The 23,416-nt window shown below is 63.1% G+C and carries 22 protein-coding genes; 12 read left to right on the top strand and 10 right to left on the bottom strand.

Annotation, left to right across the window (positions count from 1 at the left end; all coding sequences use genetic code 11):
- Positions 1-73: 73 nt before the first annotated feature.
- A complete protein-coding gene (ahpC, locus tag MJ205_RS13890; RefSeq protein WP_239809010.1) occupies positions 74-637 on the top strand; it encodes an alkyl hydroperoxide reductase subunit C in 564 nt (187 codons plus the stop codon).
- Positions 638-771: 134 nt separating this feature from the next.
- The gene (ahpF, locus tag MJ205_RS13885; RefSeq protein ID WP_239809009.1) at positions 772-2,343 is read left to right on the top strand and encodes an alkyl hydroperoxide reductase subunit F; all 1,572 of its coding nucleotides are present in this window, start codon (positions 772-774) and stop codon (positions 2,341-2,343) included.
- Between the two features lie 232 nt (positions 2,344-2,575).
- Here ahpF and argF read toward each other — a convergent pair whose 3' ends face one another.
- Both argF and MJ205_RS13875 read right to left on the bottom strand, forming a co-directional pair.
- Entirely contained in the window at positions 2,576-3,496 is a 921-nt protein-coding gene (argF, locus tag MJ205_RS13880; RefSeq protein ID WP_239809008.1) for an ornithine carbamoyltransferase, read from the bottom strand.
- 18 nt (positions 3,497-3,514) lie between these two features.
- Complete coding sequence (locus MJ205_RS13875; RefSeq protein ID WP_239809007.1) at positions 3,515-4,717, bottom strand: aspartate aminotransferase family protein; 1,203 nt, start codon at positions 4,715-4,717, stop codon at positions 3,515-3,517.
- 373 nt (positions 4,718-5,090) lie between these two features.
- Between MJ205_RS13875 and MJ205_RS13870 the strand changes: the two genes are divergently transcribed.
- On the top strand, positions 5,091-5,453 hold the full coding sequence (locus MJ205_RS13870) for a DUF3579 domain-containing protein (protein ID WP_239809006.1): 363 nt from the start codon (positions 5,091-5,093) through the stop codon (positions 5,451-5,453).
- A 267-nt stretch (positions 5,454-5,720) separates the two neighbouring features.
- On the opposite strand, the gene rpsT is transcribed toward MJ205_RS13870, so the two are convergent.
- Positions 5,721-6,017 carry a 30S ribosomal protein S20 gene (gene rpsT, locus MJ205_RS13865; RefSeq protein WP_021025539.1) on the bottom strand — a complete coding sequence of 99 codons (297 nt, stop codon included), beginning with the start codon at positions 6,015-6,017 and terminating at the stop codon, positions 5,721-5,723.
- A 117-nt stretch (positions 6,018-6,134) separates the two neighbouring features.
- Between rpsT and murJ the strand changes: the two genes are divergently transcribed.
- The 3 genes from murJ (at position 6,135) to ppk2 (ending at position 9,758) form a co-directional block, all read left to right on the top strand.
- Positions 6,135-7,700, top strand: a complete 1,566-nt coding sequence (gene murJ / locus MJ205_RS13860) for a murein biosynthesis integral membrane protein MurJ (RefSeq protein ID WP_239809005.1) — start codon at positions 6,135-6,137, stop codon at positions 7,698-7,700.
- A gap of 218 nt (positions 7,701-7,918) precedes the next feature.
- On the top strand, positions 7,919-8,767 hold the full coding sequence (locus tag MJ205_RS13855) for a SirB1 family protein (RefSeq protein WP_239809004.1): 849 nt from the start codon (positions 7,919-7,921) through the stop codon (positions 8,765-8,767).
- 118 nt (positions 8,768-8,885) lie between these two features.
- Positions 8,886-9,758, top strand: coding sequence for a polyphosphate kinase 2 (gene ppk2 / locus MJ205_RS13850; protein ID WP_239809003.1), 873 nt, complete (start codon positions 8,886-8,888; stop codon positions 9,756-9,758).
- Between the two features lie 288 nt (positions 9,759-10,046).
- Here the strand turns inward: ppk2 and MJ205_RS13845 are convergent, their stop codons facing one another.
- Positions 10,047-11,159 (bottom strand): AI-2E family transporter, encoded by a 1,113-nt coding sequence (locus MJ205_RS13845; protein WP_239809002.1) that lies wholly within the window; start codon positions 11,157-11,159, stop codon positions 10,047-10,049.
- 95 nt (positions 11,160-11,254) lie between these two features.
- Positions 11,255-12,304 (bottom strand): phosphoribosylformylglycinamidine cyclo-ligase, encoded by a 1,050-nt coding sequence (gene purM / locus MJ205_RS13840; RefSeq protein ID WP_239809001.1) that lies wholly within the window; start codon positions 12,302-12,304, stop codon positions 11,255-11,257.
- 413 nt (positions 12,305-12,717) lie between these two features.
- Between purM and hda the strand changes: the two genes are divergently transcribed.
- Genes hda through folK form a run of 4 tightly spaced genes read left to right on the top strand, consistent with a single transcriptional unit; the run spans position 12,718 to position 16,317 of the window.
- The gene (gene hda / locus MJ205_RS13835) at positions 12,718-13,413 is read left to right on the top strand and encodes a DnaA regulatory inactivator Hda (RefSeq protein WP_239809000.1); all 696 of its coding nucleotides are present in this window, start codon (positions 12,718-12,720) and stop codon (positions 13,411-13,413) included.
- Between the two features lie 51 nt (positions 13,414-13,464).
- Positions 13,465-14,163, top strand: coding sequence for a histidinol-phosphatase (locus MJ205_RS13830; protein ID WP_239808999.1), 699 nt, complete (start codon positions 13,465-13,467; stop codon positions 14,161-14,163).
- Positions 14,160-15,776 carry a polynucleotide adenylyltransferase PcnB gene (gene pcnB, locus MJ205_RS13825; RefSeq protein ID WP_239808998.1) on the top strand — a complete coding sequence of 539 codons (1,617 nt, stop codon included), beginning with the start codon at positions 14,160-14,162 and terminating at the stop codon, positions 15,774-15,776. The genes MJ205_RS13830 and pcnB overlap by 4 nt, the downstream gene beginning before the upstream one ends.
- Positions 15,766-16,317, top strand: a complete 552-nt coding sequence (gene folK, locus MJ205_RS13820; RefSeq protein WP_256460933.1) for a 2-amino-4-hydroxy-6-hydroxymethyldihydropteridine diphosphokinase — start codon at positions 15,766-15,768, stop codon at positions 16,315-16,317. Before pcnB ends, folK begins: the two co-directional genes overlap by 11 nt.
- Before the next feature lie 95 nt (positions 16,318-16,412).
- Here folK and MJ205_RS13815 read toward each other — a convergent pair whose 3' ends face one another.
- The gene (locus MJ205_RS13815; RefSeq protein ID WP_239808997.1) at positions 16,413-17,384 is read right to left on the bottom strand and encodes a Bug family tripartite tricarboxylate transporter substrate binding protein; all 972 of its coding nucleotides are present in this window, start codon (positions 17,382-17,384) and stop codon (positions 16,413-16,415) included.
- A 287-nt stretch (positions 17,385-17,671) separates the two neighbouring features.
- Positions 17,672-18,727, bottom strand: coding sequence for a CDP-6-deoxy-delta-3,4-glucoseen reductase (locus MJ205_RS13810; RefSeq protein ID WP_239808996.1), 1,056 nt, complete (start codon positions 18,725-18,727; stop codon positions 17,672-17,674).
- A 193-nt stretch (positions 18,728-18,920) separates the two neighbouring features.
- On the opposite strand from MJ205_RS13810, the gene MJ205_RS13805 reads away from it, so the two are divergent.
- Positions 18,921-19,931, top strand: coding sequence for an NAD-dependent epimerase/dehydratase family protein (locus MJ205_RS13805; protein ID WP_239808995.1), 1,011 nt, complete (start codon positions 18,921-18,923; stop codon positions 19,929-19,931).
- 12 nt (positions 19,932-19,943) lie between these two features.
- Here MJ205_RS13805 and MJ205_RS13800 read toward each other — a convergent pair whose 3' ends face one another.
- From MJ205_RS13800 to MJ205_RS13790, 3 genes are read right to left on the bottom strand one after another with little or no spacing between them, the layout of a single operon-like run.
- Positions 19,944-20,708: a DUF4124 domain-containing protein gene (locus tag MJ205_RS13800; RefSeq protein WP_239808994.1), complete on the bottom strand. Its 765-nt coding sequence runs from the start codon at positions 20,706-20,708 to the stop codon at positions 19,944-19,946.
- Between the two features lie 24 nt (positions 20,709-20,732).
- On the bottom strand, positions 20,733-21,188 hold the full coding sequence (locus MJ205_RS13795) for a hypothetical protein (RefSeq protein ID WP_239808993.1): 456 nt from the start codon (positions 21,186-21,188) through the stop codon (positions 20,733-20,735).
- A 57-nt stretch (positions 21,189-21,245) separates the two neighbouring features.
- Complete coding sequence (locus MJ205_RS13790; RefSeq protein ID WP_133857912.1) at positions 21,246-21,737, bottom strand: hypothetical protein; 492 nt, start codon at positions 21,735-21,737, stop codon at positions 21,246-21,248.
- A gap of 538 nt (positions 21,738-22,275) precedes the next feature.
- Here MJ205_RS13790 and MJ205_RS13785 point away from each other — a divergent pair.
- Positions 22,276-23,406, top strand: a complete 1,131-nt coding sequence (locus tag MJ205_RS13785) for a branched-chain amino acid ABC transporter substrate-binding protein (protein ID WP_239808992.1) — start codon at positions 22,276-22,278, stop codon at positions 23,404-23,406.
- Positions 23,407-23,416: the final 10 nt, after the last annotated feature.

Raw genomic sequence — 23,416 nt, 5'->3', positions numbered from 1 at the left:
GAGTTGATCAATTATTAAGAAGTTTCTACACTGACTCCTGTCAATCGTTTTTACTCAACAGAAGGAAACAACCATGTCCGTACTCAACAGCAAGATCAAGCCTTTCACGACGCAAGCCTTCAAGGATGGCAAGTTCATCGAAGTGACCGAAAAAGACGTCCTGGGCAAGTGGGCTGTGTTCTTCTTCTACCCTGCTGACTTCACCTTCGTGTGCCCGACCGAACTGGGCGACGTGGCTGACCACTACGCAGAACTGCAAAAGCTGGGCGTGGAAGTCTATTCCGTGTCGACCGACACCCACTTCGTGCACAAGGCATGGCACGACACCTCGGACACCATCGCCAAGATCAAGTACACCATGCTGGGTGACCCTACCTGGCAGATCAGCCAGAACTTTGACTGCCTGCGCGAAGGCCAGGGCCTGGCAGACCGTGCCACCTTCATCGTGGATCCAGAAGGCGTGATCCAGGCGATGGAAATCACCGCTGAAGGCATTGGCCGCAATGCAGAAGACCTGCTGCGCAAGATCAAGGCTGCCCAGTACGTGGCTTCGCACCCCGGTGAAGTCTGCCCTGCCAAGTGGCAAGAAGGCGAAAAGACCCTGGCTCCTTCGCTGGACCTGGTCGGCAAGATCTAAGCCCAGCATCAGCCTTTCTTAACTGCTGCCATTCCAACGTAGTAGACGCCCGGGTGCCTGGCGCCCGGGCTTTGTTTTTTTGAAAAGTGCTGCAAGCCAACGAGGCTGGGCACAAGAAGTTTGAAGGAAGTCCCATGCTCGACAACACCATGAAAGCCCAACTGAAAGCCTACCTGGAGCGCTTGACCAAGCCCGTCGAGCTGGTGGCGACCCTGGACGACGGTGAAAAGTCGAATGAAGTGCGCCAGCTGCTGGCCGATATCAAGGCGCTGAATGACAAGATTTCGGTGGTCGAGGACAACGCGGCCGATGTGCGCAAGCCCTCGTTCCTGATCACCAACCCCGGCACCGATGTCGGCGTGCGTTTCGCTGGCGTGCCGCTGGGCCATGAATTCACCTCGCTGGTGCTGGCGCTGCTGCAGGTGGGTGGGCACCCGTCGAAGGAATCGGCAGAGCTGCTCGAGCAGGTCAAAAACATCGACACGCCGCTGCACTTCGAGACCTTCTACTCGCTGTCCTGCCACAACTGCCCGGACGTCGTGCAGGCGCTGAACCTGATGTCCGTGCTCAACCCCAAGATCACGCACACCGCGATCGACGGTGGTCTGTTCCAGAAGGAAGTGCAAGAACGCGAAATCATGGGTGTGCCTACCGTGTTCGTCAATGGCCAGCGTTTTGGCCAGGGCCGCATGGAGCTGGCCGAGATTGTCGCCAAGGTGGATACCGGCGCCGCAGCCCGCGAAGCGCAAAAGATTTCGGCCAAGGAGGCCTTTGATGTGCTGATCGTCGGCGGGGGCCCTGCTGGCGCAGCCGCTGCGATCTATGCGGCGCGCAAGGGCATACGCACCGGCATTGCGGCCGAGCGCCTGGGCGGCCAGGTGCTCGATACCGTCGATATCGAGAACTTCGTCTCCGTCAGCAAGACCGATGGCCCCAAGTTTGCAGCGGCGATGGAGAGCCATATCCGCGACTACGAGGTCGACATCATGAACCTGCAGACCGCCAAGTCCTTGACGCCAGCGGCGCAAGCGGGTGGCCTGATCGAGATCGAGACCGAATCGGGTGCCAAGCTCAAGGCCCGCACGGTGATCCTGTCGACCGGCGCGCGCTGGCGCAACATGAATGTGCCCGGCGAAGACACCTACCGCACCAAGGGCGTGACCTACTGCCCGCACTGCGATGGCCCGCTCTTCAAGGGCAAGCCCGTCGCGGTGATCGGTGGTGGCAACTCGGGTGTCGAGGCGGCCATTGACCTGGCTGGCGTGGTCAAGCATGTGACCTTGCTGGAGTTTGCCTCCGAGCTGAAGGCCGACGCCGTGCTGCAGCGCAAGCTGCGCAGCCTGCCCAATGTGACGGTCATCCTGAATGCGCAGACCACCGAAGTGAACGGTGACGGCAAGAAGGTGACGGGCCTCACCTACAAGGACCGCACGAACGACGAGACCAAGACCGTCGCGCTGGAAGGTATCTTTGTGCAGATCGGTCTGCTGCCCAACACCGGCTGGCTCAAGGGCACCGTGCAACTGACCCCGTTTGGCGAGATCGAGATCGATGCGAAGGGCCACACCAACCTGCCCGGCGTGTTCGCTGCCGGTGACTGCACGAATGTGCCGTACAAGCAAATCGTCATCGCCGCAGGTGCCGGTGCGACTGCCGCGCTGAGCGCGTTTGACCACCTGATCCGCACGACGGCACCCGCTGCCTGATCTGCCTGATTTGACTGGTAGGCGCTGAAATAACAATGCCCCGATACCGGAAGGTTCGGGGCATTGCTGCATCTGGAGGGTCCGGGGTGGCTCAGCCAGCCGATGAACAGCCGCTGGATTGGTGGCACCGAAAGGCGTTAACACGGCCCTTGAGACGAGGCGCCGAGTCGCAGGCAGTACTTTAGTACGACAAGACGCGGCAACGAAGTATCAAGGGTTGTGTTAGCGCCGCCTAGCCTTGCTTGCCGATGAGCAGGTACTCCATCAAGGCCTTTTGCACATGCATGCGGTTCTCGGCCTCGTCCCAGACCACGGACTGCGGGCCGTCGATGACCTCGGCCTGCACCTCTTCGCCGCGGTGGGCGGGCAGGCAGTGCATGAAGAGCGCGTCCTTCTTGGCGACGGCCATCATGTCGAGGTCCACGCACCAGTCGGCAAAGGCCTTCTTGCGCTTTTCGTTTTCCTCTTCATAGCCCATGCTGGTCCACACGTCGGTGGTGACCAGGTCGGCGCCCTTGCAGGCCTCCTGAGGATCGCTGAACAGCTGGTAGCAGCCCTTGTCGTAGGCGCGGCCGCTGAACGCCAGTTGTTCATCGATGCCATAGCCGCTGGGCGTGCTGACATGGACCTTGAAGCCCAGCAGGTTAGCCGCCTGCAGCCAGGTGTTGGCCATGTTGTTGCCATCACCCACCCAGGCAACCGTCTTGCCCTGGATGGAGCCACGGTGCTCGATGAAGGTGAAGATGTCGGCCAGGATCTGGCAGGGGTGGAACTCGTTGGTCAGACCATTGATGACCGGCACGCGCGAATGTGCCGCAAAGCGCTCGATCTTGTCCTGCCCGAACGTGCGGATCATCACCAGGTCGGTCATGCGGCTGATCACGCGGGCGCTGTCCTCGATCGGCTCGGCACGGCCCAGCTGGCTGTCGCCGGTGGTCAGGTGGACCACCGAGCCGCCCAGCTGGTACATGCCGGCTTCAAAGCTCACGCGCGTGCGGGTGCTGGCTTTCTCGAAGATCATGGCCAGGGTGCGGTCGGCCAGGGTGTGGTGGGTCACATAACCCTTGAACTTCTGCTTGATCAGCGCAGCGCGCTTGAGCAGGTATTCGTATTCGTCGGCGCTGAAGTCCTGGAATTGCAGATAGTGTTTCATTGCGTTCTTTTTCCGGCCTTATTGGCCTGCCAGGAAGGATTTGACCAGCGGTACCAGCTTGGCGACGATTTCATCGGCCTCGGCCTTGGTGAGGATCAGCGGCGGCACGATGCGGATTACCGTGTCGGCGGTCACGCTGAACAGCAGGCCGGCTTCCTGCACGCCGCGCGTGATCAGCTCGCCGCAGGGCTTGTTCAGCTCCACGCCGATCATCAGGCCCTGGCCGCGCACTTCGACAAAGCCGGGCGTGTCGGCGAGCGCCTGGTTCAGCGCTGCCTTCAGGTGATCGCCGACCTGGGTGGCGTTGGCCAGCAGGCCTTCTTCTTCCATGATCGCAATGGTTTCCACGCCGGCACGCATGGCCAGCGGGTTGCCACCAAAGGTGGTGCCGTGGTTGCCTGGCTGCAGCACCTTGGCTGCCTTGGGGCCGGCAACGACGGCGCCCACCGGCACGCCCGATCCCAGGCCCTTGGCCAGGGACATCACATCCGGCACGATGCCGGCCCATTGGTGGGCAAACCACTTGCCGGTGCGGCCCATACCGGCCTGGATTTCATCAACGATGAACAGCCAGTCCTTGGCATCGCACAGCTCGCGCACCTGCTTCATGAACTCCGCGCGCATCGGGTGCAGGCCGCCTTCGCCCTGGATGGGCTCCATCATCACGCCCACGATGTTGGGGTTGCCTTCGGTCGCTTCCTGCAGCGCGACGAAGTCATTGGCCGGCACACGCAAAAAGCCGTCGAGCAGGGGGCCGAAGCCGTTGCGCACCTTGGGGTTGGCGGTGGCGCTCATCGTGGCGATCGAGCGGCCATGGAAGGCATGGTCGAACACGACGATCACCGGCTTTTCGATGCCCTTGTCCACACCGTACTTGCGCGCGATCTTGATCGACGCCTCGTTCGCCTCCAGACCGGTGGAGCAGAAGAAGACATTGGTCATCTTCGAACGCTCGACCAGCAGGGCCGCCAGCTTTTCCTGGCCGGGCACATAGTAGTAGTTGCTGGTGTGGATCAGCTTGGTCATCTGGTCGTGCAGCGCAGCGACCAGCTTGCCGTGGTTGTGGCCCAGCGTGTTGACCGCAATGCCGCCCAGCGCGTCGAGGTATTCCTTGCCGTTGACATCCCACACACGCACGCCCTGGCCTCGCTCCAGTGCGACCGGCACGCGGCCATAGGTAGTCATCACATGGGGCTCAGAAGGCTTGACAGTGTCTTGCATGGAAATCTCCGGAAAAAGGATCAGAATCAAAAAATCCGCTTGGGCCCCATACCCCTATGGCATGGCACCAGCGGAAGTCCCATTCTAGGGGCTGCATTGCGGCAGACTAGTGAAGAATGCGCATCACAGAATCGCGGTGCTGCCTGACTGCCTGCGCGGCTCTTTCTGCGCAGGCTAGACTGCAGAGCGCAAAAACCCGGGCTGGGCTGTTCCGGCGGCTCCTGCATGCGCTGCAGGGTTATGCGTTTCTTGCATTTCTTGATGTTTTGAACTTATGCCTTGCGCGTGCGTATCTCTTATATAAGAGTTAAAATACGGGTTTGGCCTGAGGCAGTGATCCTGTGCTCAGGCGTCTATCAGAGGCTTCCACCCCATGGTTTCTCCAACATCTCAAGAAGTTTTCATTCTGGGCCTGACCCAGAATGGGAAGACCTTTCGCCCCAGCGACTGGGCGGAGCGTCTCGCGGGAGTGATGAGCCAGTTTCGTCCGGGCGGTATGCGCCGTGGTGGCCATCTGGGCTATTCGCCCTGGTGCGTCCCTACAACGATGAACGGCGCCAAATGCGTCATCGTCAAGCGGGAACTGCAGGTCCATGAGCCGATGGCCTGGGATTTCGTGATGAACTTTGCGCGCGACAACGGACTGCAGACCACCGACGCCTGCCTGATTCCCGAGGCGGCAGTGGATCCCGGCAAGCCCGGAGCCAACACTTCCAGCGATACGACCAAGGCCTGAGTTTCAGGCCTTTTTTGCGTCTGGGCCATGGGCGGTCAACGCGGTTGCGCTGGGGCTCAGCCGGTGGCGGGCCCGTGAGCTGGCCGAGCCCGTCCGGCTGGCTCGCTATCCGGGACGCGCGGCGGCAGGCCGATGCAGATCAGGCGGTGGCCAAAAGAGGCCCACACAACGAAAAAAGCCGTCTTGCGACGGCTTTTTAGTTCACTGAGAGCGCACCCGTTACAAACGGCGGGCAGGGGATCCTGCCCGTGCGATTGCCTAATGGGCTTAGGCGGCCAGTGCCAGGGCCTTGACCTTGGCAGCAATGCGGCTCTTATCGCGAGCAGCCTTGTTCTTGTGGAAGATGCCCTTGTCGGCAATCGTGTCCAGCACGGATTGCGCCTTGGCAAACAGTTCGGTGGCCTTGGTCTTGTCGCCAGCGGCAACAGCCTTTTCCACGTTCTTGATGGCGGTACGGTACTTGGAACGCAGCGAGGTGTTGGCGGCGTTCAGCTTGATGGTTTGGCGGGCGCGCTTGCGGCCGGATGCCAAACGGGGGTTTTTCTTGACTGGCTTAGATGCCATGATGAGTGTCCTTTGAGTCTGCGGATGTTTTCAGTGAATCGGGCATTATAGCCGCTCTTTACTCAGAAATCCAGATATCCGGCAATTTCCTGCCAGCGGCGCAGCTACACTGCCCGGGTGTCACTGTTCAAAGCTGCCTCCACCGTCTCCCTGTTTACGCTGCTCTCGCGTATCACAGGGCTTGCCCGCGACCTGCTGATGGCCACCATGTTTGGTGCCAGCGCGTTGACCGACGCATTCAATGTAGCGTTCCGCATTCCCAACCTGTTCCGGCGCTTGTTTGCAGAAGGGGCATTCAGCCAGGCCTTTGTGCCGGTGCTTGCCACCACCCTGACCAAGGAAGGCGAGGAGCGCACGCGCACCCTGGTGCACAGTGTGGCCACGGTGCTGTTCTGGATTCTGGCGCTGACCTGTGTGGTGGGCGTGGTCGCAGCGCCCGTGCTGGTCTGGCTGCTGGCCAGTGGCCTGCGGCAAAACCCGCACAGCTATGACGCGGCCGTGCTGATGACGCGCTGGATGTTTCCTTATATTGGTTTCATGTCGCTGGTGGCATTGGCTGCCGGGGTGCTCAATACCTGGAAGCGTTTTATCGTGCCGGCTTTCACGCCGGTGCTGCTCAATGTCAGCATGATTGTGGCTGCCTTGGCGCTGACGCCCTGGATGCGCAGCCATGGGCTGGAGCCCATCTACGGCATGGCCATCGGCGTGATGGCCGGAGGCGTGCTGCAGCTGGTGGTGCAGTTTCCGGCGCTGCGCCGCATCGGCATGCTGCCGCGCATCTCGTGCCGGCCTTCGGCCATCAGGCAGGCCTGGGCCGATGCCGGTGTGCGCCGCATCCTGTCGCTGATGGCGCCCGCGTTGCTGGGTGTGGGCGTGGCCCAGATCTCGCTGATGATCAATACCCAGATCGCCTCCTACCTGGCCCCTGGCAGTGTGACCTGGTTGTTCTACGCCGACCGGCTGATGGAATTTCCCACCGCCTTGCTGGGCGTGGCGCTGGGCGTGGTGCTGACGCCGCAGCTGTCCTCGGCCAAGGCAGCGGGCGATGACGAGCGCTATGGCGCGATGCTGGACTGGGGTCTGCGCGTCGTGGTGCTGCTGGCCGCCCCCTGTGCGGCTGGCCTGCTGCTGTTTGCCAAGCCCTTGGTGGCAGTGCTGTTCCACTACGGTGCGCTCAAGGGCTCGGATGTGGGCCAGATTGCGCTGGCGCTGCAAGGCTACGGCGTGGGCCTGTTGGCGATGGTGGCCATCAAGGTGCTGGCCCCTGGCTTTTATGCGAGCCAGGACATCCGCACACCGGTGAAGATTGCCATCTGTGTGCTGGTGCTGACGCAGCTGTTGAATCTGGTGCTGGTGCCGACAATGGCCCATACCGGCCTGGCCTTGTCGATTGGTCTGGGTGCCGTCATCAATGCGCTGTGGCTGCTGGTGGGCCTGATCCGGCGCGGCAGCTTCCAGCCCAGGCCGGGCTGGTGGATCTTTCTGGCCCGGGTCTCGCTGGCGGTGGCACTGCTGGGCATCTTTCTGGCCTGGGGCGCACAGATGACCGACTGGGTGGCGATGGGCGCGCACCGTCTGGAGCGCGTGGGCCTGCTGGCGCTGTGGATGGCCGGCGCCGCGCTGCTGTACTTTGGCGTGCTGGCCTTGTCAGGCATGAAGCTGCGCAGCTTGCTGCGCCGCTGAGCGCCTTGCGCTCACTGCAGGCGCAGTGGTGGCATCTGCCCGGCATTGGTTCCTAAGGGCATTCCTGGGGGATAGCCTGCATATTTACGCAGCTTTTGCACAATTGTGTCCTACACGGCCTGCATTCGGGGCTGTCTCGTGCTATACATGGTGTCATGGCACAGGCAGCGCCCGAATGTGCCAGCGATGTATGCGGCGGCGCTGCAGTTGGGATGTGTATGGACTTCCGCTTTTCTATCCCCACACCGTTGGAGCATTTCGAATCGTTGGTCAGCAGCGATGAGGGTTTTCCGCTGCTGGAAGCGGCTGCTGCCGTGGCCTGCATCGAATACCCGCAACTCGATACCCAGCAGGTGTTGAACGAGGTCGATCAACTGCTGGGTCAACTGATGGAAAGCCGCGATGCCAGCAGCCGCAGCGCGCTGACCCGGCTCAAGGCGCTCAACCACCGGTTTTATGCCGACTGGGGGTTTCAGGGCAATCCCAATGACTTCTACGCACTGGACAACAGTTGCCTCAATGCCGTGTTGCACCGCAGGCGCGGCATCCCCGTATCGTTGGCTGTCATATGGCTGGAGCTCGCATCGGCATTGCAGCTGCCCGCCCATGGCATCTGCTTTCCCGGCCATTTTCTGCTCAAGGTGAGTGTGGCCGAAGGGCAGATCGTGCTTGACCCGCTGTCGGGCCAGTCGTTTTCCAGCAATATGCTTGCCGAGATGCTCGAGCCGATGCAAAAGGCGTTTCACCGCGTCGACGAAGACGATGTGCCGCTGGGCCTGTACCTGCAGGCGGCCACTCCGCGCGACATCATTGCGCGCATGCTCTCCAATATGAAGGAGGTCTACCGCAGTGACAAGAACTGGGCCAAGCTGATCGAGGTGCAAAACCGCCTGCTGGTGCTGCTGCCCGATGCCTGGACGGAGCTGCGCGACCGGGGCCTGGCCTATGCAGAACTGGGCGTGCATGACCGCGCGCGCGAAGACCTGCAGGCCTACCTGAACCACACCGGCAATCCGGAGGATGCGGCGTATATCCGTGCGGCTTTGTTAGATTTGCAACGAATGTAACGTTTGACGTGGTTCTGACATTTCTTTGTCATTGTGTCGTCACACAACTTCGGCAAGATGGCAGCACTAGGGATGCGCCATTATGAAAGACCGATTGGGAATATCACCAGAAGACGTCATGCACAAGATTGCGCGTGACGTGATGGATGACTATGACGAGTCTCTGGAGCTCGAGATGGAAGATGGCATGCTGGGCACGCCGTTTGCCGCCGGGATGACAGAGCATGACTACCAGTACTTTCGCGAGCTGCTCAGGCTGCAGGGCGAGCTCGTCAAGCTGCAGGATTGGGTGCAGCACACCGGTCAAAAGGTGGTGGTGCTGTTCGAGGGGCGCGACGCCGCAGGCAAGGGCGGTGTCATCAAGCGCATCACCCAGCGCCTCAACCCTCGCGTGGTGCGCGTGGCGGCCTTGCCGGCCCCCAATGACCGCGAACGCACGCAGTGGTACTTCCAGCGCTATGTGGCGCACCTGCCTGCAGCCGGCGAGATCGTGCTGTTTGACCGCAGCTGGTACAACCGCGCTGGCGTCGAGAAGGTCATGGGCTTTTGCACCAACGACCAGTACGAAGAGTTTTTCCGCACCGTGCCCGAGTTTGAAAAAATGCTGGTGCGCTCGGGTATCCGCCTGGTCAAATACTGGTTTTCGATCAGCGACGAAGAGCAGCATCTGCGCTTCCTCGGGCGTATCCATGATCCGCTCAAGCAGTGGAAGCTGTCGCCAATGGATCTGCAAAGCCGCGTGCGCTGGGAGGAGTACACCAAGGCCAAGGAGGTGATGCTGGAGCGCACCCACATCCCCGAAGCGCCGTGGTGGCTGGTGCATGCCGATGACAAGAAAAAGGCGCGCTTGAACTGCATCGCGCATTTCCTCTCGCAGGTGCCCTACACCGATGTGGACCACGAGAATGTCGTGCTGCCCGATCGGGTGCGCCATCCGGATTACACGCGCCTGCCGGTGCCCGCATCCATGTATGTTCCGGAAGTCTATTGATCAACGGCCCAGCGCATTTCGTACACAGAACCCCGGTTTGATCACCGGGGTTTTTTTGCGCCTGTGCGGTGCCGATGGTGCATGGAAGGCATGGCCTGGGCATCCCTCTGTGCGGTTCGCGCTGATCGGGGGCTGACAGACTGCGGTACCGCAAGACGCAGAGGCATGGGCCTGGGCTCAGCCCGTGCAGGCGGGGCGCTGTGATGGATGCCTGGCGCTCTGTACCTGGAGCGACCGGGGGCGGGGCATCTGCACCTGCCTGGGGTGCCATGCCCGTGGAGACGGATGCTAGATCAGCCGCGCCGCAAACAACTCTTTTTTCAGATAGGCGTAAAAGAGCGGCGCTGCGACCAGCCCGGCAGGGCCAAAGATGGCTTCCGCGACAAACATCACCGACAGCAGTTCCCAGACGCCCATATGCGTTTTGGCGCCGACGACCTTGGCATTGATCAGGTACTCGGCCTTGTGGATCAGCACCAAAAAGGCCAGGCAGGCCACGGCGGTCAGCGGAGAGACCGACAGGCCCACGGTGGTGATGACGGCATTGCAGACCAGGTTGCCGACAATGGGGATCAGGCCGCCAAAAAACGTCAGCATGATCAGCGCCCCGCTATAGGGCAGGCGCATGTTGATCAGCGGCAGGATGCCGAGCAGGAAGATGGCGGTCAGCACTGTGTTGAACAGCGCGATCCAGAACTGGGCCGCGACAATCTGCCGGAAAGCATCGCCAAAGCGCTGCACGCGCAGCTGCAGCTGGTAGGCCAGCGGCGCATGGGAGTGGCGGCTGTGGCGCACGGCGGCCAGTGCGCCAATCAAGAGACCCACAAACACATAGAGCAGGCCGGTGAGCCAGAGCCGGCCCATGTTGGCGATGGCGCCTGCCTTGGTGCCCAGGTACTCGGCAGCCCTTTGCTGCAGGTCCTGCACGCCGTCGGGCAGCACATTGGCCAACTCGGGCGGCAGCTTGCTGCGCAGGTCGAGCAGGGTCTTGGCCATCGACACCAGCATCTCGCGGTACTGCTGCGGCGCGTTCAGCAGATAGCCCTGCGAGTGGATCAGGCCGATGGTCACGAGCACCACGGGCACCACCAGCACGATGGTCACGGACAGGTATTCCATCCACAGCGGGGGAGGGGTGTTCAGCGATGCCGGCACGCGGCTGAGCTCGCGGATCTTGTGCACCAGAAACAGCGTGAAGGTGTAGCCGGCGCATGCGGCCAGCAGGCCCACCAGCAGGCCATTGAGCATGATCAGCAGCAAGGCAGCGGCCATCAGCACATAGGAGGCCACCCTGACGCCCCAGTGTGCAGGAGGCGGCCGCCAAACATGCGGCAGGTCCGCAGCGCCACTGGCCAGTTGGCCGGGGCTGTTGGACGTGGGCTTTGCAGAATCCGGTTGCATCGTAGGCCATCCATCTGAGCGAGTCGGAGGGCCAGGAACTGGCCCGTGCTGCGCACGGGGCAGGCGGCTCAATGCGCCCGCCCTGTCGGGGAAGCTTAGCGCACCGTGACCGCAGCATCCGCGCCGCGGGGGCCGATGCTGCCAATCGTCCACACTTGTTCACCAAGCGCAGAGAAGGCGTCCTTGACCGCCTGTTCGCTGTCGGCGGGAACGACCACCACCATGCCGATGCCATTGTTGAACGTGCGGTTCATCTCGATGTCATCGATGCCCGCCGTCTTTTGCAGCCAGGCGAACAGCTCGGTCTGGGGCCAGCTGCCCTTGACCAGGTGCGCGCCCAGGCCTTCCGGCAGCACGCGGGGGATGTTCTCCAGCAGGCCGCCACCGGTGATGTGGGCCAGCGCCTTGATGGGCTGCGCTGCCAGCACCTTCAGCACGTTGAGCACATAGAGGCGCGTGGGCTCCATGATGGCGTTCTTGAAAGGCTTGCCGTCCAGGGTGTCGGGCAGGCCGCCCTGGCTTTGTGCGCGCTCGATGCACTTGCGCACCAGCGAGAAGCCATTGGAGTGCACGCCGTGCGAGGCCAGGCCCAGTACCACGTCGCCGGCCTGCACGTTCTGGCCGGTCAGGATCTTGCTTTTCTCGACAGCGCCGACGGCAAAGCCGGCCAGGTCGTATTCGCCGTCCGGGTACATACCGGGCATCTCGGCAGTCTCACCACCGATCAGTGCGCAGCCCGACAGCTCGCAGCCCTTGGCGATGCCGCCCACCACAGCTGCTGCCGTGTCCACATCCAGCTTGCCGCAGGCAAAGTAGTCGAGGAAGAACAGCGGCTCGGCGCCTTGCACCAGCACGTCGTTGACGCTCATGGCCACCAGGTCGATGCCCACGGTGTCATGCATGTTCCACTCAAAAGCCAGGCGCAGCTTGGTGCCAACGCCGTCGGTGCCCGAGACCAGCACCGGCTCTTTGTAGCGCTTGGGCACTTCAAACAGCGCGCCAAAACCACCGATACCCGCCATCACGCCTTCGCGCATGGTTTTCTTGGCCAGGGGCTTGATGCGCTCGACCAGCGCGTCGCCTGCGTCAATATCAACGCCAGCGTCTTTGTACGAAAGGGGGGTGGAGGAATGGGAAGAGCTCATGAGGACTACAAAGGCAATAAGGCTGACAAGCTGACCCAACGGGGGCCAGAAACGTCGATTTTATGCCGCAAGCCATACCTGAGGGGCCAGAATGCCCGTCCGGTGTGCACTGTTAACGGCTGTGCAGCCATTTGCAGGGCGCGGTGTGGCCGATTTCCTGCATAAATGCGGCACTTCGGCCTTTTGTGTCACACGGTCGTGACTACCGACTAAAATCAACGGGTTTGCATGTACGCCTCTGGCCAGTACATATGCCCCGAGCAGGGGAGCCCCCAGTTGGCGCGCGTTGCGCCCAACCACACTGAACGCTTTCTTGTATTGAACGCAGCCATGCGTGAGATTTCCTTTTATCCGAACCCCACCAACGCAGTGCCCCACGCACGGCGGGCACGGGTGCGGATAGGAGTTGACGCATGAAGCAAATGGCTTTGGATCTGGGCTTGGCGCCAGCGCCAAGCCTGAACCGGTTTTTTGCGGGCTCGAACCAGGCAGCACTCGCGCATCTGCATGCCCAGGTCAATGAGGCCTGGGACACGCCGCGCTCGACCGTGCCGACCTACCTGTGGGGTGAGATGGGCTGTGGCAAGACCTATGTGCTGCGTGCGGTCGCGGAGGCCTTGCGCGAGCAGGGCTCACCGGTGGGCTGGCTCGATGCGAGCACGCGCTTTCCCAGTGCTTTCAATGAGCGCTGGTCAGCGGTGATTCTGGATGAGGTGCAGTTCTACAACCCGGTGCAGCAGGCGGCGGCCTTCAACTGGTTCGTCAACGCCACCAGCCCGGCAACCGGCGCGCGGCGCTGGGTGCTGGCGGCGGGCGATGTGCCGCCCTCGGACCTGAAACTGCGTGACGACTTGCGCACCCGGCTGGGCTGGGGCGAGATCTACCAGCTGCATCTGCTCAGCGAAGCACAGCGCAGGGACGTGCTCAAGGATGAAGCCAAACGACGTGGCCTGGTATTGACCGACGATGTGATGGATTACATGCTCAAGCGCTTCTCACGCGATTTGGGCAGTCTGATGCAGCTGTTGGACCACCTGGACAATTTTGCCTTGCGCAATAAGAGGGGCCTGACGATCCCCTTGCTCAAGGACATGCTGGAGACGGAGTAAATGGTCTTGGATCACAAACACGTTCTTCCAGCAACAACCGAGATTTTTTGAATGAATAACTCTGCTGGCACAAGCACTAGGCTTGCGCTTTTTGACCTGGACCATACTTTGCTGCCGCTCGATTCGGACTACGAATGGGGGGAGTTCACGTTGCGCAAGGGCTGGTGCGACAAGCAGGAGTTCGGCAGCCGCAACGCGGCCTTTTTTGCCGATTACCAAAAAGGCACGCTCGATATCCATGCCTATGTGCGTTTTGCCACCGAGGCCATTCGCAAACTGGGGCCACAGGCCGCCGACGACGCCCATCTCGCGTTCATGCAGGAGGTCATCGAGCCGCATATCCAGCCGGCGGCGCTGGCGCTGCTGCAGCAGCACCGGGACGCGGGTGACACCATCGTGATCGTCACCGCCACCAATGAATTCGTGACCCGCCCCATCGCCAAGGCCTTGGGTGTGGACCACCTGCTGGCCGTCAACCTGGCGCGTGATGCCTCGGGCTGGATCACCGGCGAGATCGATGGCGTGCCGACGATGCGTGCCGGCAAGGTCACCCGCATGGAAGCCTGGATGTCCGAGCGCGGCCTGAGCTGGGACAGCGTGGACAGCATCTTCTACAGCGATTCGATGAACGACGTGCCGCTGCTGGAGAAAGTCAATACGCCGGTGGCCACCAACCCTGACGACCGCCTGCGCCAATTGGCGACAGAACGCGGCTGGCGCATTCTGGACCTGCTGGAGCCTCACGCATGATCAAGACCATCATCGATAAATTGCTCGGCAAAGCCACGGCGGCCAGCAAGACCAAGAACCCCTTTGGCAAGCGCGAGGAAGTCGGCGTTGATGTGCACAACATCGATCCCAAGCTGGTGGACCGCCGCGCGCTGGATGTCTGCAGCACGTTGAAGGAAGCGGGGTTTGAGGCCTATATCGTCGGCGGGGCCGTGCGCGACCTGCTGCTGGGCCTGCGCCCCAAAGACTTCGACGTGGCCACCAACGCCACGCCCGAGCAGGTCAAGAGCCTGTTCCGCCGCGCCTTCATCATTGGCCGGCGTTTTCGCATCGTGCACGTGGTCTATGGCCGTGGCCGCGAGAACGAGGTCATCGAAGTCACCACCTTCCGGGCCTTTCTGGACAGCTCCAAGGCCGAACAGGTGCAGGGCAACGAGAAAACCAGCAAGGCCGCACTGGCCGGCATGAAGCTGGCGGTGGACGAAAGCGGCCGTGTGCTGCGCGACAACGTCTGGGGTCCCCAGAACGAAGATGCGGCGCGGCGCGACTTCACCGTCAACGCCATGTACTACGACCCGCAGACCCAGATCGTCGTGGACTACCACAAGGGCATCCGCGACTCGCAAAAGCATGTGCTGCGCATGATTGGTGATCCGGCCACCCGCTACCGCGAAGACCCGGTGCGCATCATCCGCGCCGTGCGCTTTGCCGCCAAGCTCAGCAAGAAGGGCTTCACGCTCGACCCCAAGACCGCCAAACCGCTGGTCGAATGTGCCCAGCTGCTGCAGGAAGTGCCGCAAAGCCGCATGTTTGACGAAATGCTCAAGCTTTTGCAGACAGGGCATTCGCTGGCCTCGATCGAGCAACTGCGCCTGCTGGGCCTGGCCAAGGGCATCTACCCGCTGCTGGATGTGGTGGTGGACCGCGCCGACCTGCCGTTTGTGCAGGCTGCGCTGATGGACACCGACCGCCGCGTAGCCGAAGGCAAGAGCGTGGCGCCAAGCTTCTTGCTCGCCTGCGTGCTGTGGCAGGACGTGAAAGCGGGCTGGGACAAGCGCATGCTCAAAGGCGAGCACCCGCACCCGGCGCTGCAGGATGCGATCGACGATGTCTTCAACCACCGCATCGGCGATGTCTCCGGCCGGGGCAAGCTCGCCGCCGACATGCGCGAAATCTGGGTGATGCAGCCGCGCTTTGAAAAGCGCACCGGCAGCACGCCGTTCGGCATGATCGCACAGGCGCGCTTCCGTGCCGGCTTCGATTTTCTGCGTCTGCGCGCCGATGTGGGCGAGGTGGACGAAGCGCTGGCCAACTGGTGGCAGGAGTTCCAGCAGGCCGATGAGGCCCGCCGCGAAGACCTGATCGCCCAGGTGCGTGAAGAGCAGCGTGCCAAGCCAAAGGCAGGCGCTGCCAAGCCCAAGCGCGCCCCGAGAAAGCCGGCAGCCGCCACAGAGGCGCAGGAAGGCTCCAGCCTGGACCAGGTGGCCCAGCAGGCGATGGACAGCGAGAGCGCCGCCGCTGGCGATGCGCCCGCGAAGAAGCGCCGCCGCCGCCGCCGCAAACCCGGTGCGGGTGATGCTGGCGGAGCAGCAGGTGGCGGCAATGGTGGTGATGCAGCCGCCCATGGCGACTGAAGCGCTGGGCCAGGCGCAGCGCCTGGCCAATGGTGATGCCGCACCGCCCGCCGGGCAGAGCTTGCGCGCCTGGATAGGCCTGGGTGCCAATTTGGGCGACCGGGGTGCTGCAATGGCGCAGGCCTTGCGGCAATTGGCGGGCAGCGCGGGTGTGGCCGTGCAGGCGGTCTCGTCGTTGTACGGCAGCCGGCCGGTGGATTCCAGCGGGCCCGACTACCTCAATGCCGTGGCCGAGCTGCGCACATCGCTGTCGGCACAGCAGCTTTTGCACCTGTTGCAGCAACTGGAGCTGGCCGCCGGCCGCGAGCGCCCCTACCGCAATGCCCCGCGCACGCTGGACCTGGATGTGCTGCTCTATGCGGATATCGACACGTCGATCGCGATGCCCGACCTGCAGGTGCCCCATCCGCGCATGTGGCAGCGTGCCTTTGTGCTGGCACCGCTGCAGGAGCTGGCGCCGGCCTGGGTCAGCGAGGCACAGCTGCAGCCGCTTTTGCCACAGGGTGTGCAGCGCAGCCAAGGGCCGGACTGGTGGCGCTGAGCCGGCGAGAGAGATACCGCCCCACAAGAACAAAGCCCCGCAGCTGCACGCTGGCGGGGCTTCTTGCTGGGCGCTACGGATTCGCAGCGCGGCGCTTAGTCGACCTTGGCGCCAGAGAGCTTGACCACCGATTCGTACTTGTTGCGCTCGGAGGCCATGAACTTGTCAAACTCGGCCGGCGTAGTGGGCACGGGCTCGGCCATCAGGCTGGCAAAACGGGTCTTGGTGGCCGGATCCTTCAGCGCATCGGTAAAGGCCTTGTTGAGGCGGTTGATCACATCAGGCGGCGTGTTGGCCGGTGCCACCAGGCCCCACCAGGTGTCGATCTCGAAGCCCTTGAGGGTGTCAGCCAGTGGTGGCACGCCAGGCAGCATCGGGCTGGCGTGCAGGCTGGTGACCGCCAGCGCGGTGAGCTTGCCGCTGTGGATGTTGGCCGACGCGGCCGCCAGATTGTCGATGTTGAAATCCACCTCGCCCGACAGCAGCGCCAGCTGCGCAGGGTTGGCGCCGCGGTAGGGCACGTGCACGGCAAAGATGCCGGCCTGGCGCTTCATCATCTCGCCGGCCAGGTGGCCGGAGCTGCCATTGCCGCCGCTGCCGAAATTGAGCTTGCCCGGGTTCTTCTTGGCGTAGGCAATGAGGTCCTGCACATTGCTGATCTGCAGCGCCTTGGCGCGCTCAGTGTTCATCACCAGCACATTGGGCACGCGCACCATCTGGGTGATGGCGGTGAAGTCCTTGGCGGCGTTGAAAGGCATCTTGGTGTACAGCCAGGGATTGACGGCATGCGTGGCCGTCGCCGACAGGCCGATGGTCAGGCCGTCCGGTGCGGCCTTGGCCACGATGTCGGCACCGATGTTGCCGCCGGCGCCCGCCTTGTTGTCGATCACCACGGTACCCAGTTGGTCGCGGACACGTTCAGCCAGGATGCGCGAGGTGACATCCAGTGGACCTCCCGGAGCGTAAGGCACGACCAGGCGAATCACCGGATCGGCCGCAAAAGCGGCAGGTGCAGCGAAAGCGGCGGCGGCCAGGACGGTGGATAACAGGATATTTCTGCGTTGCATGGTTTGGTGTCTTCTTGACGAGAGTGAATAACGACGAAGCGCCTGATACGAGCAGGCACTACCCCTGAGTGCCGCCAGCACAGCCCCGCCAGCCAAAGCTTGGCGTTGCAGACGAGGGGCCCAGCCTGCAGCATGACAAACGCACGACAAGGCGGGACGGTAACGCAGGGAGGACTGTGTGAGCGGCTCTAAACTTTCTAGTGTAGCGGCTGGGGCATGTACATGCCGTGACGCGGAAGTGGGACAGGGCCGCGATTGCGCCCTGTCAGACCCCGTGTCTCAGCCGTTCATACGATCTGGTTCTGCTTGTCGGCCTCGGTCACGAAGGCATCGGCAAAGAAGGCGTCCTCCGGCAAGCCGCGCTGGCTGGTAAAGCTGGCGCGGGCAGAATCCACGACAATTGGCGCGCCACAGGCATAGACCTCGTAGCCCGACAAGTCGGCAAAATCATCGAGCACGGCCTGGTGCACAAAGCCGCTGCGGCCTTGCCAGGCGTCTTCTGCCAGCGCGTCGGACACCACCGGCACATAGCGCAGCTGGGGCATCTCGGCGCTGCGTGCCAGCATCCAGTCGTGCATATACAGGTCTTGCGGGCGCCTGCCGCCCCAGTACACCACCACCGGGCGCTGGATGTCGTGGTGCTGCAGATGTTCGATGAGCGCCTTGATCGGCGCAAAGCCGGTGCCCGAGGCCAGAAAGACCATCGGTTTGTCGCCGTCATGCAGGAAGAAGCTGCCGAACGGGCCTTCGATGCGCAGGATCTCGCGCTCCTTCATCGCGCCAAACACGTGGTCGGTAAAAAGACCGCCGGGTGTGTGGCGGATATGCAACTCCAAGCCAGGCGCGCTGTCCTGGTGGTGCGGCGCAATCGCCATCGAATAGGCACGGCGCGTGCCACCGGCAAGCAAAAACTCGATGTACTGACCGGCGTGGTAGCGAAAGCTGTCTGCGGCAGGCAGCTGCAGGCGCAGCTTGACGACATCGGGCGACAAGCGCTCGATGGTCTGCACGCGCACCGGCATTTTCTTGATCGGAAAGGCGCTTTCATCGGTGACATGGCGCGACTCGATCACCACATCGCTGGTGGGCACGGCGCAGCACGGCAGGATCATGCCGTCGGCCTCTTCCTGCGGGCTCAGCGCACGTTCGCTGTGGGGACCATGCACGACGGTGCCGCTGAGCTTCTTGCATTTGCAGGAGCTGCAGGCGCCATCCTTGCAACCATACGGCAGACCTACGCCGCTGCGGATCGCAGCCGTCAGGATCGCTTCCGAGGCCTGGGTGGCAAATGCGCGTCCGCTGGGCAGGACCGAAATTTGAAACGCGCTGGACGAAGAGCTCATTGCACCAAAATTCCTTATCGACACAAAACAACGGCGCTCATCGGCGCCTGGGGTTGCATAAATGGGGTGAGCGCTGGCATTTGCAAGCAGGTTCAGACGCTAGACTGCAGTGTGATGGCTGCCATCTGAACCAAGAAAGCTTATTGTGCCTTTAAACCAAAGCCCGCGAAGCGGGCCCCGACAGCGCTGCGCCATGGCAGCTGGCCAGGCCTTGCCGGCGCGTTTTCGGCGCCAGCGGGTGCTGATCGTGGGCTGCGGCGATGTCGGCCAGCGGGTGCTGCGGCTGTGGCAGCGGCCAGGCCAGCATGCGCATGCGGCGCGCGGCCCGCTGGTGCGGGCGCTCAGTTCATCGCCGCAGCGCTTTGACAGCCTGCGTGCCCTGGGTGCTACGCCGTTGCTGGGCAATCTGGACGAGCCGCGCAGCCTGCGCCGGCTGGCGGGGCTGGCCCAGCGTGTGGTGCATCTGGCGCCACCGGCGCAGCCCGCTGCGGGAACGCCGTCCACGCTGGCCTCGCGCGATCTGCGCACACGCCACCTGCTGCAAGCACTGGTTTGCCGCGCGGGCCAGGCGCCGCAGCTGGTGTACGGCTCCACCAGCGGTGTCTATGGCAACTGGGACGGTGCCTGGGTCACGGAGACCCATCCGCTGCGCGCCAGCACCGCCCGGGCGCTGCGCCGGGTCGATGCCGAACGCCAATTGCGGGCCTGGGCGCGGCGCTTGGTGGCCAGCGGCGCTGCCGTGCATGTACTGCGCATCCCCGGCATCTACGCAGGCGACCGCGAGGGCGGCACCCCATTGGGGCGGCTGCAGCGCGGCACGCCGCTGTTGCGGCGCGAGGACGATGTTTACACCAGCCACATCCATGCCGATGACCTGGCGCGCGCGGTGGTGCGGGCGCTATGGCGCGGCATGCCACAGCGCATCACCAATGTGGCCGATGACTCTGCGATGCTGATGGGCGATTATTTTGACCTGGCCGCTGACCTGTGGCGCCTGCCGCACCCGATGCGCATCAGCCTGGCCGAGGCCGAGCAGCAACTGAGCCCCACCTTGCTGAGTTTCATGCGCGAGTCGCGGCGCCTGAGCAATACGCGTATGCGGCAGGAGCTGGGCCTGGTACTGCGCTACCAGACGGTGCACCACGGCTTGCAGGCCGCTGTGTACCTGGTGGGGGCGGGCACTGCGGCGGGCCCTGGTGCTTGAGCCTCGCCTGGGCTAGCAGGGTGCCGAGCCGCCCTGGCTGCGGCAGCTGCGCGGGTTGGCGCCGGGGCTCGGTGGCCGTGCGGTTTCGCCAATCTGGCCCCGGGGGTGCGAATAGCCCTGCGTATCCAAGCACTTGAACACATCGCAGCGGCTGATGCTGGGTGCAGGGGCGGGGGGTGGTGCCGGTGGGCGGGGGCGATGGGGGCGGTATGGGTATCCGTCCCAATAGGGATCAGCGGGCAGTACCGCCGTCGGGGCGGGGCGGCTGGCCTCCAGCCGGCTATAGGCCTCGGGGCCCATGCAGTCGAGCTCCATCTGGCGCTTGGCCGCATCGAGCCGGGCATGGCTGCCCATGGTCTTGTCGGCAGCCTCTTCGGATGCGGCGCTGTAGCGCTCACGCGATTGCTGGCAGGCGGCTGACTGCGCGGGGTTGGCGCGAGCGGGGCGGTTGGCGGCCCGTTGCGCCAAATCCTCGGCGCGTTCATCGGCCTGCAGCCGGCGCTGGGCCAGCTCCTGCTGGCGCCGCTCGGCCTTGGCTTGCAGGGCTTCCTGCTCGCGGGCGCGGTCCTGGGCCAGCTCCTCATCGGATTTGCGGCGCTCTATCTCGGTCGCGCTGGCACCGCTGGCGCAGGCGCCATCGGTGTAGGTCACCTTGCCCGTGCCCGGGTCCACGCAGCGGGTGACCTGGGCCTGCGCCAACGGCGCCGCCAATGCGCAAGCACACCAAAAACCCAGCCATGCGGCATAGCGAAGGCTGGGCAGAGGGGGGCGTGGCATGAGGCGCATGGTGGTGACCGAAGGTTAGCGCTCGAACTGTCCACCAAACCGGCCGCCGTTGGGGCGCGACGCGGGCGCTGCCGGGCGCGGGCCCGAACCATAAGGGCGGCCAAAGTTGGAGCCCGTGCCGGGTGCCAACTGCTGGGGTCGCGATGGTGGTGGCCGGCTGCTGCCGCCATGGCCGGGGCGGTCATAGCCACCGCCGGGGCGGTAGTAACCGCCACCCGGGCGGTAATAGGGGCGCCCGCCGCCATACACGTAAGTCGGAGAGCTCTGGATGACCAGCGAGCTGCTGCCGTAGTAGGGGTAGCTGTTATAGCCATACCCGTAGCCCCCATAACCGTAGCCATAGCTGGGGGTGGAGTAGGTCGAATAGGCATCGCCGTAGTACACGCCGTCTGCGGGTGCGACCACGCAGCCGCCCAAGAGCAGGGCGCTGGCCGCAGCGATGGCCATCGTTCCGAGACGAATGGTACGCATGGTGAAAACTCCTTGAGGAATAAGCCCGCGCGCTCGGCACGCGGGCGGGTCAGCGGGTTAGCGGCAGGGGCGGCTGGGGGTCAGCACATTGTCGCTGCCAGCGGCATTCTGGCGGGCAGCGGCCGCGCATTCCTGCTGGTGACGGCTTTCGCCAAAGCGGTTGCGGTCGCGCTCGCGGTTTTGGCGTTCACGGTCTTGCGCCTGGCGCTCCAGTGCGCGGCGGCGGTCTTCGTCACGGGCGCGCTGGTCGCGGTCGCGTTCACGGGCCTGGCGATCGCGGTCACGGTCACGCTCGCGTTCACGGGCTTCGCGCTCGCGGGCTGCGCGGTCCCGGTCACGTTCACGGTCGCGGTAATAGCGGTCGTCGTTGTAGCGGTCCTGCACATAAATGGTTTGCGAAGGCTGCTGGTAACCATAGCCATAACCGCCGCCATAGCTGCCGTAGCCCGAATCGCTGTAGTAGCCGTCGCTGCCGGTGGCAACGCAGCCGGTCGTGGCCAGCGCGCTGAACGCGATGGTGGCAATGCTGAGCAGATGACGATGATTCATATTCGAGCCTTTCTGGTTGTGTGGTGGCAGGACTTGCGTGATGCCATAGGGCCAGCAATCGCGATTCCCAATGCTAACCGTTACACCCTCAAAACCGGAGACATGGGCCCATGTATGTAAAGACGTTTTTCCGGCCTTGGGGGTTGACGGCGATGCCACAGCCATGCCATGTTTTGCCAATCTTTACAGACAATCCCTGCGTGGTATGCAGGAGACATGCCTGTTGTGGGATGTCAATATCCGTATTCTTCGTGTTGAGAAGTTAGACCGACAACGGCTGTTTCCGTTCTCATTGATGCAATGCAGCAATCGCCGGAATGCATTGCGTGCTGGCGCTTATATGCGATTTCAAACCCACTGTGTCGCTATTTTTACAGGACTTGTCCTAATACCGTCGTAGGCCCGGGTAGATAAAAAATCTCACTCACGCTATCGAGTTCGATGATGTACCGAATGTGCGGCCTCCATTACAAGTGGCAAGGCGGCAGATGCCGGTACCGGTGGCGCTTAACAGACGCTTTTGATGGAGTACGACGCAATGGATAAAAGTATCAAGGCTGCAGTGGCCCTGGTGGTGGCCGGTATGGCCGTGGCTGCAAGCGCACAAGAGGTGGTGAAGATCGGTACGATGAGCCCGCTGTCCGGTCCTCAGGCGCACTATGGCAAGGACAACGTCACCGGCGTGCGCTTTGCGGTGGAAGACCTCAACACCCAGGGCGTGACCATCGGTGGCAAGAAGATCAAGTTCGAGGTGGTGGCCGAAGACGATGCGGCCGACCCCAAGCAAGGCACGGCTGCTGCGCAAAAGCTCTGCGATGACAAGGTGGCGGCGGTTGCCGGTATTCTGAACTCGGGCGTCGCGATCCCCTCATCCAAGATCTTCAACGACTGCGGTGTGCCCTTCATCACCGGCGCGGCCACCAACCCCGAACTGACCCGCCCTGGCTACCCCGGCGTCTTCCGCATCATCGCCAACGACAACGCGCTGGGCGCTGCGCTGGCAGGCTACGCGGCCGACACCCTGAAGCTGAAGAACGTGGCCGTGATCGACGACCGCACCGCCTACGGCCAAGGCCTGGCCAATGTGTTCAAGAAGGACGCGGGCGCCAAGGGCGTGAACATCGTGGCGTCCGAGTTCACCAACGACAAGGCCACCGACTTCATGGCCATCCTGACTTCCATCAAGGCCAAGAAGCCCGATGCGATCTTCTACGGCGGCATGGATGCGCAAGCCGGCCCCATGCTGCGCCAGATGGTGCAACTGGGCATGACCAATGTGAAGTTCTTCGGCGGCGACGGCATCTGCACGGCCGAGCTGGCCAAGCTGGCCACCGGCACCAAGACCTTGGGCAATGTGGTCTGCGCCGACGGCGGTGCATCGCTGGCCAAGATGCCTGGCGGCACCGAATGGAAGAAGCGCTACGATGCCAAGAACCCTGGCGTGTTCCAGGTCTACAGCCCTTACTTCTATGACGCGACCATGCTGATCGTCGACGCGATGAAGCGTGCCGATTCCACCGATCCGAAGAAGTACCTGCCCGAGCTGCGCAAGTCCGAGTACAACGGTGTGACCGCGAAGATTGCGTTCCAGGAAAACGGCGAGCTGAAGGTGCCTCTGTACACGCTGAGCCACTACATCGACGGCAAGAAGACCCCGATCGGCGAATAAGCTGCCAAAC

The sequence above is a fragment of the Comamonas sp. B21-038 genome (assembly GCF_022387135.1).
In the GTDB taxonomy this organism is placed as follows: Bacteria; Pseudomonadota; Gammaproteobacteria; order Burkholderiales; family Burkholderiaceae_C; genus Comamonas; species Comamonas sediminis.
This window is presented reverse-complemented; position numbering and strand designations above follow the sequence as displayed.

Coding starts and splice junctions, on each gene's coding strand:
- ahpC (WP_239809010.1), top strand. CDS start 74: ATGTCCGTACTCAACAGCAAGATCAAGCCTTTCACGACGCAAGCCTTC.
- ahpF (WP_239809009.1), top strand. CDS start 772: ATGCTCGACAACACCATGAAAGCCCAACTGAAAGCCTACCTGGAGCGC.
- argF (WP_239809008.1), bottom strand. CDS start 3,496: ATGAAACACTATCTGCAATTCCAGGACTTCAGCGCCGACGAATACGAA.
- MJ205_RS13875 (WP_239809007.1), bottom strand. CDS start 4,717: ATGCAAGACACTGTCAAGCCTTCTGAGCCCCATGTGATGACTACCTAT.
- MJ205_RS13870 (WP_239809006.1), top strand. CDS start 5,091: ATGGTTTCTCCAACATCTCAAGAAGTTTTCATTCTGGGCCTGACCCAG.
- rpsT (WP_021025539.1), bottom strand. CDS start 6,017: ATGGCATCTAAGCCAGTCAAGAAAAACCCCCGTTTGGCATCCGGCCGC.
- MJ205_RS13855 (WP_239809004.1), top strand. CDS start 7,919: ATGGACTTCCGCTTTTCTATCCCCACACCGTTGGAGCATTTCGAATCG.
- ppk2 (WP_239809003.1), top strand. CDS start 8,886: ATGCACAAGATTGCGCGTGACGTGATGGATGACTATGACGAGTCTCTG.
- MJ205_RS13845 (WP_239809002.1), bottom strand. CDS start 11,159: ATGCAACCGGATTCTGCAAAGCCCACGTCCAACAGCCCCGGCCAACTG.
- purM (WP_239809001.1), bottom strand. CDS start 12,304: ATGAGCTCTTCCCATTCCTCCACCCCCCTTTCGTACAAAGACGCTGGC.
- hda (WP_239809000.1), top strand. CDS start 12,718: ATGAAGCAAATGGCTTTGGATCTGGGCTTGGCGCCAGCGCCAAGCCTG.
- MJ205_RS13830 (WP_239808999.1), top strand. CDS start 13,465: ATGAATAACTCTGCTGGCACAAGCACTAGGCTTGCGCTTTTTGACCTG.
- pcnB (WP_239808998.1), top strand. CDS start 14,160: ATGATCAAGACCATCATCGATAAATTGCTCGGCAAAGCCACGGCGGCC.
- folK (WP_256460933.1), top strand. CDS start 15,766: ATGGCGACTGAAGCGCTGGGCCAGGCGCAGCGCCTGGCCAATGGTGAT.
- MJ205_RS13815 (WP_239808997.1), bottom strand. CDS start 17,384: ATGCAACGCAGAAATATCCTGTTATCCACCGTCCTGGCCGCCGCCGCT.
- MJ205_RS13810 (WP_239808996.1), bottom strand. CDS start 18,727: ATGAGCTCTTCGTCCAGCGCGTTTCAAATTTCGGTCCTGCCCAGCGGA.
- MJ205_RS13805 (WP_239808995.1), top strand. CDS start 18,921: ATGGCAGCTGGCCAGGCCTTGCCGGCGCGTTTTCGGCGCCAGCGGGTG.
- MJ205_RS13800 (WP_239808994.1), bottom strand. CDS start 20,708: ATGCCACGCCCCCCTCTGCCCAGCCTTCGCTATGCCGCATGGCTGGGT.
- MJ205_RS13795 (WP_239808993.1), bottom strand. CDS start 21,188: ATGCGTACCATTCGTCTCGGAACGATGGCCATCGCTGCGGCCAGCGCC.
- MJ205_RS13790 (WP_133857912.1), bottom strand. CDS start 21,737: ATGAATCATCGTCATCTGCTCAGCATTGCCACCATCGCGTTCAGCGCG.
- MJ205_RS13785 (WP_239808992.1), top strand. CDS start 22,276: ATGGATAAAAGTATCAAGGCTGCAGTGGCCCTGGTGGTGGCCGGTATG.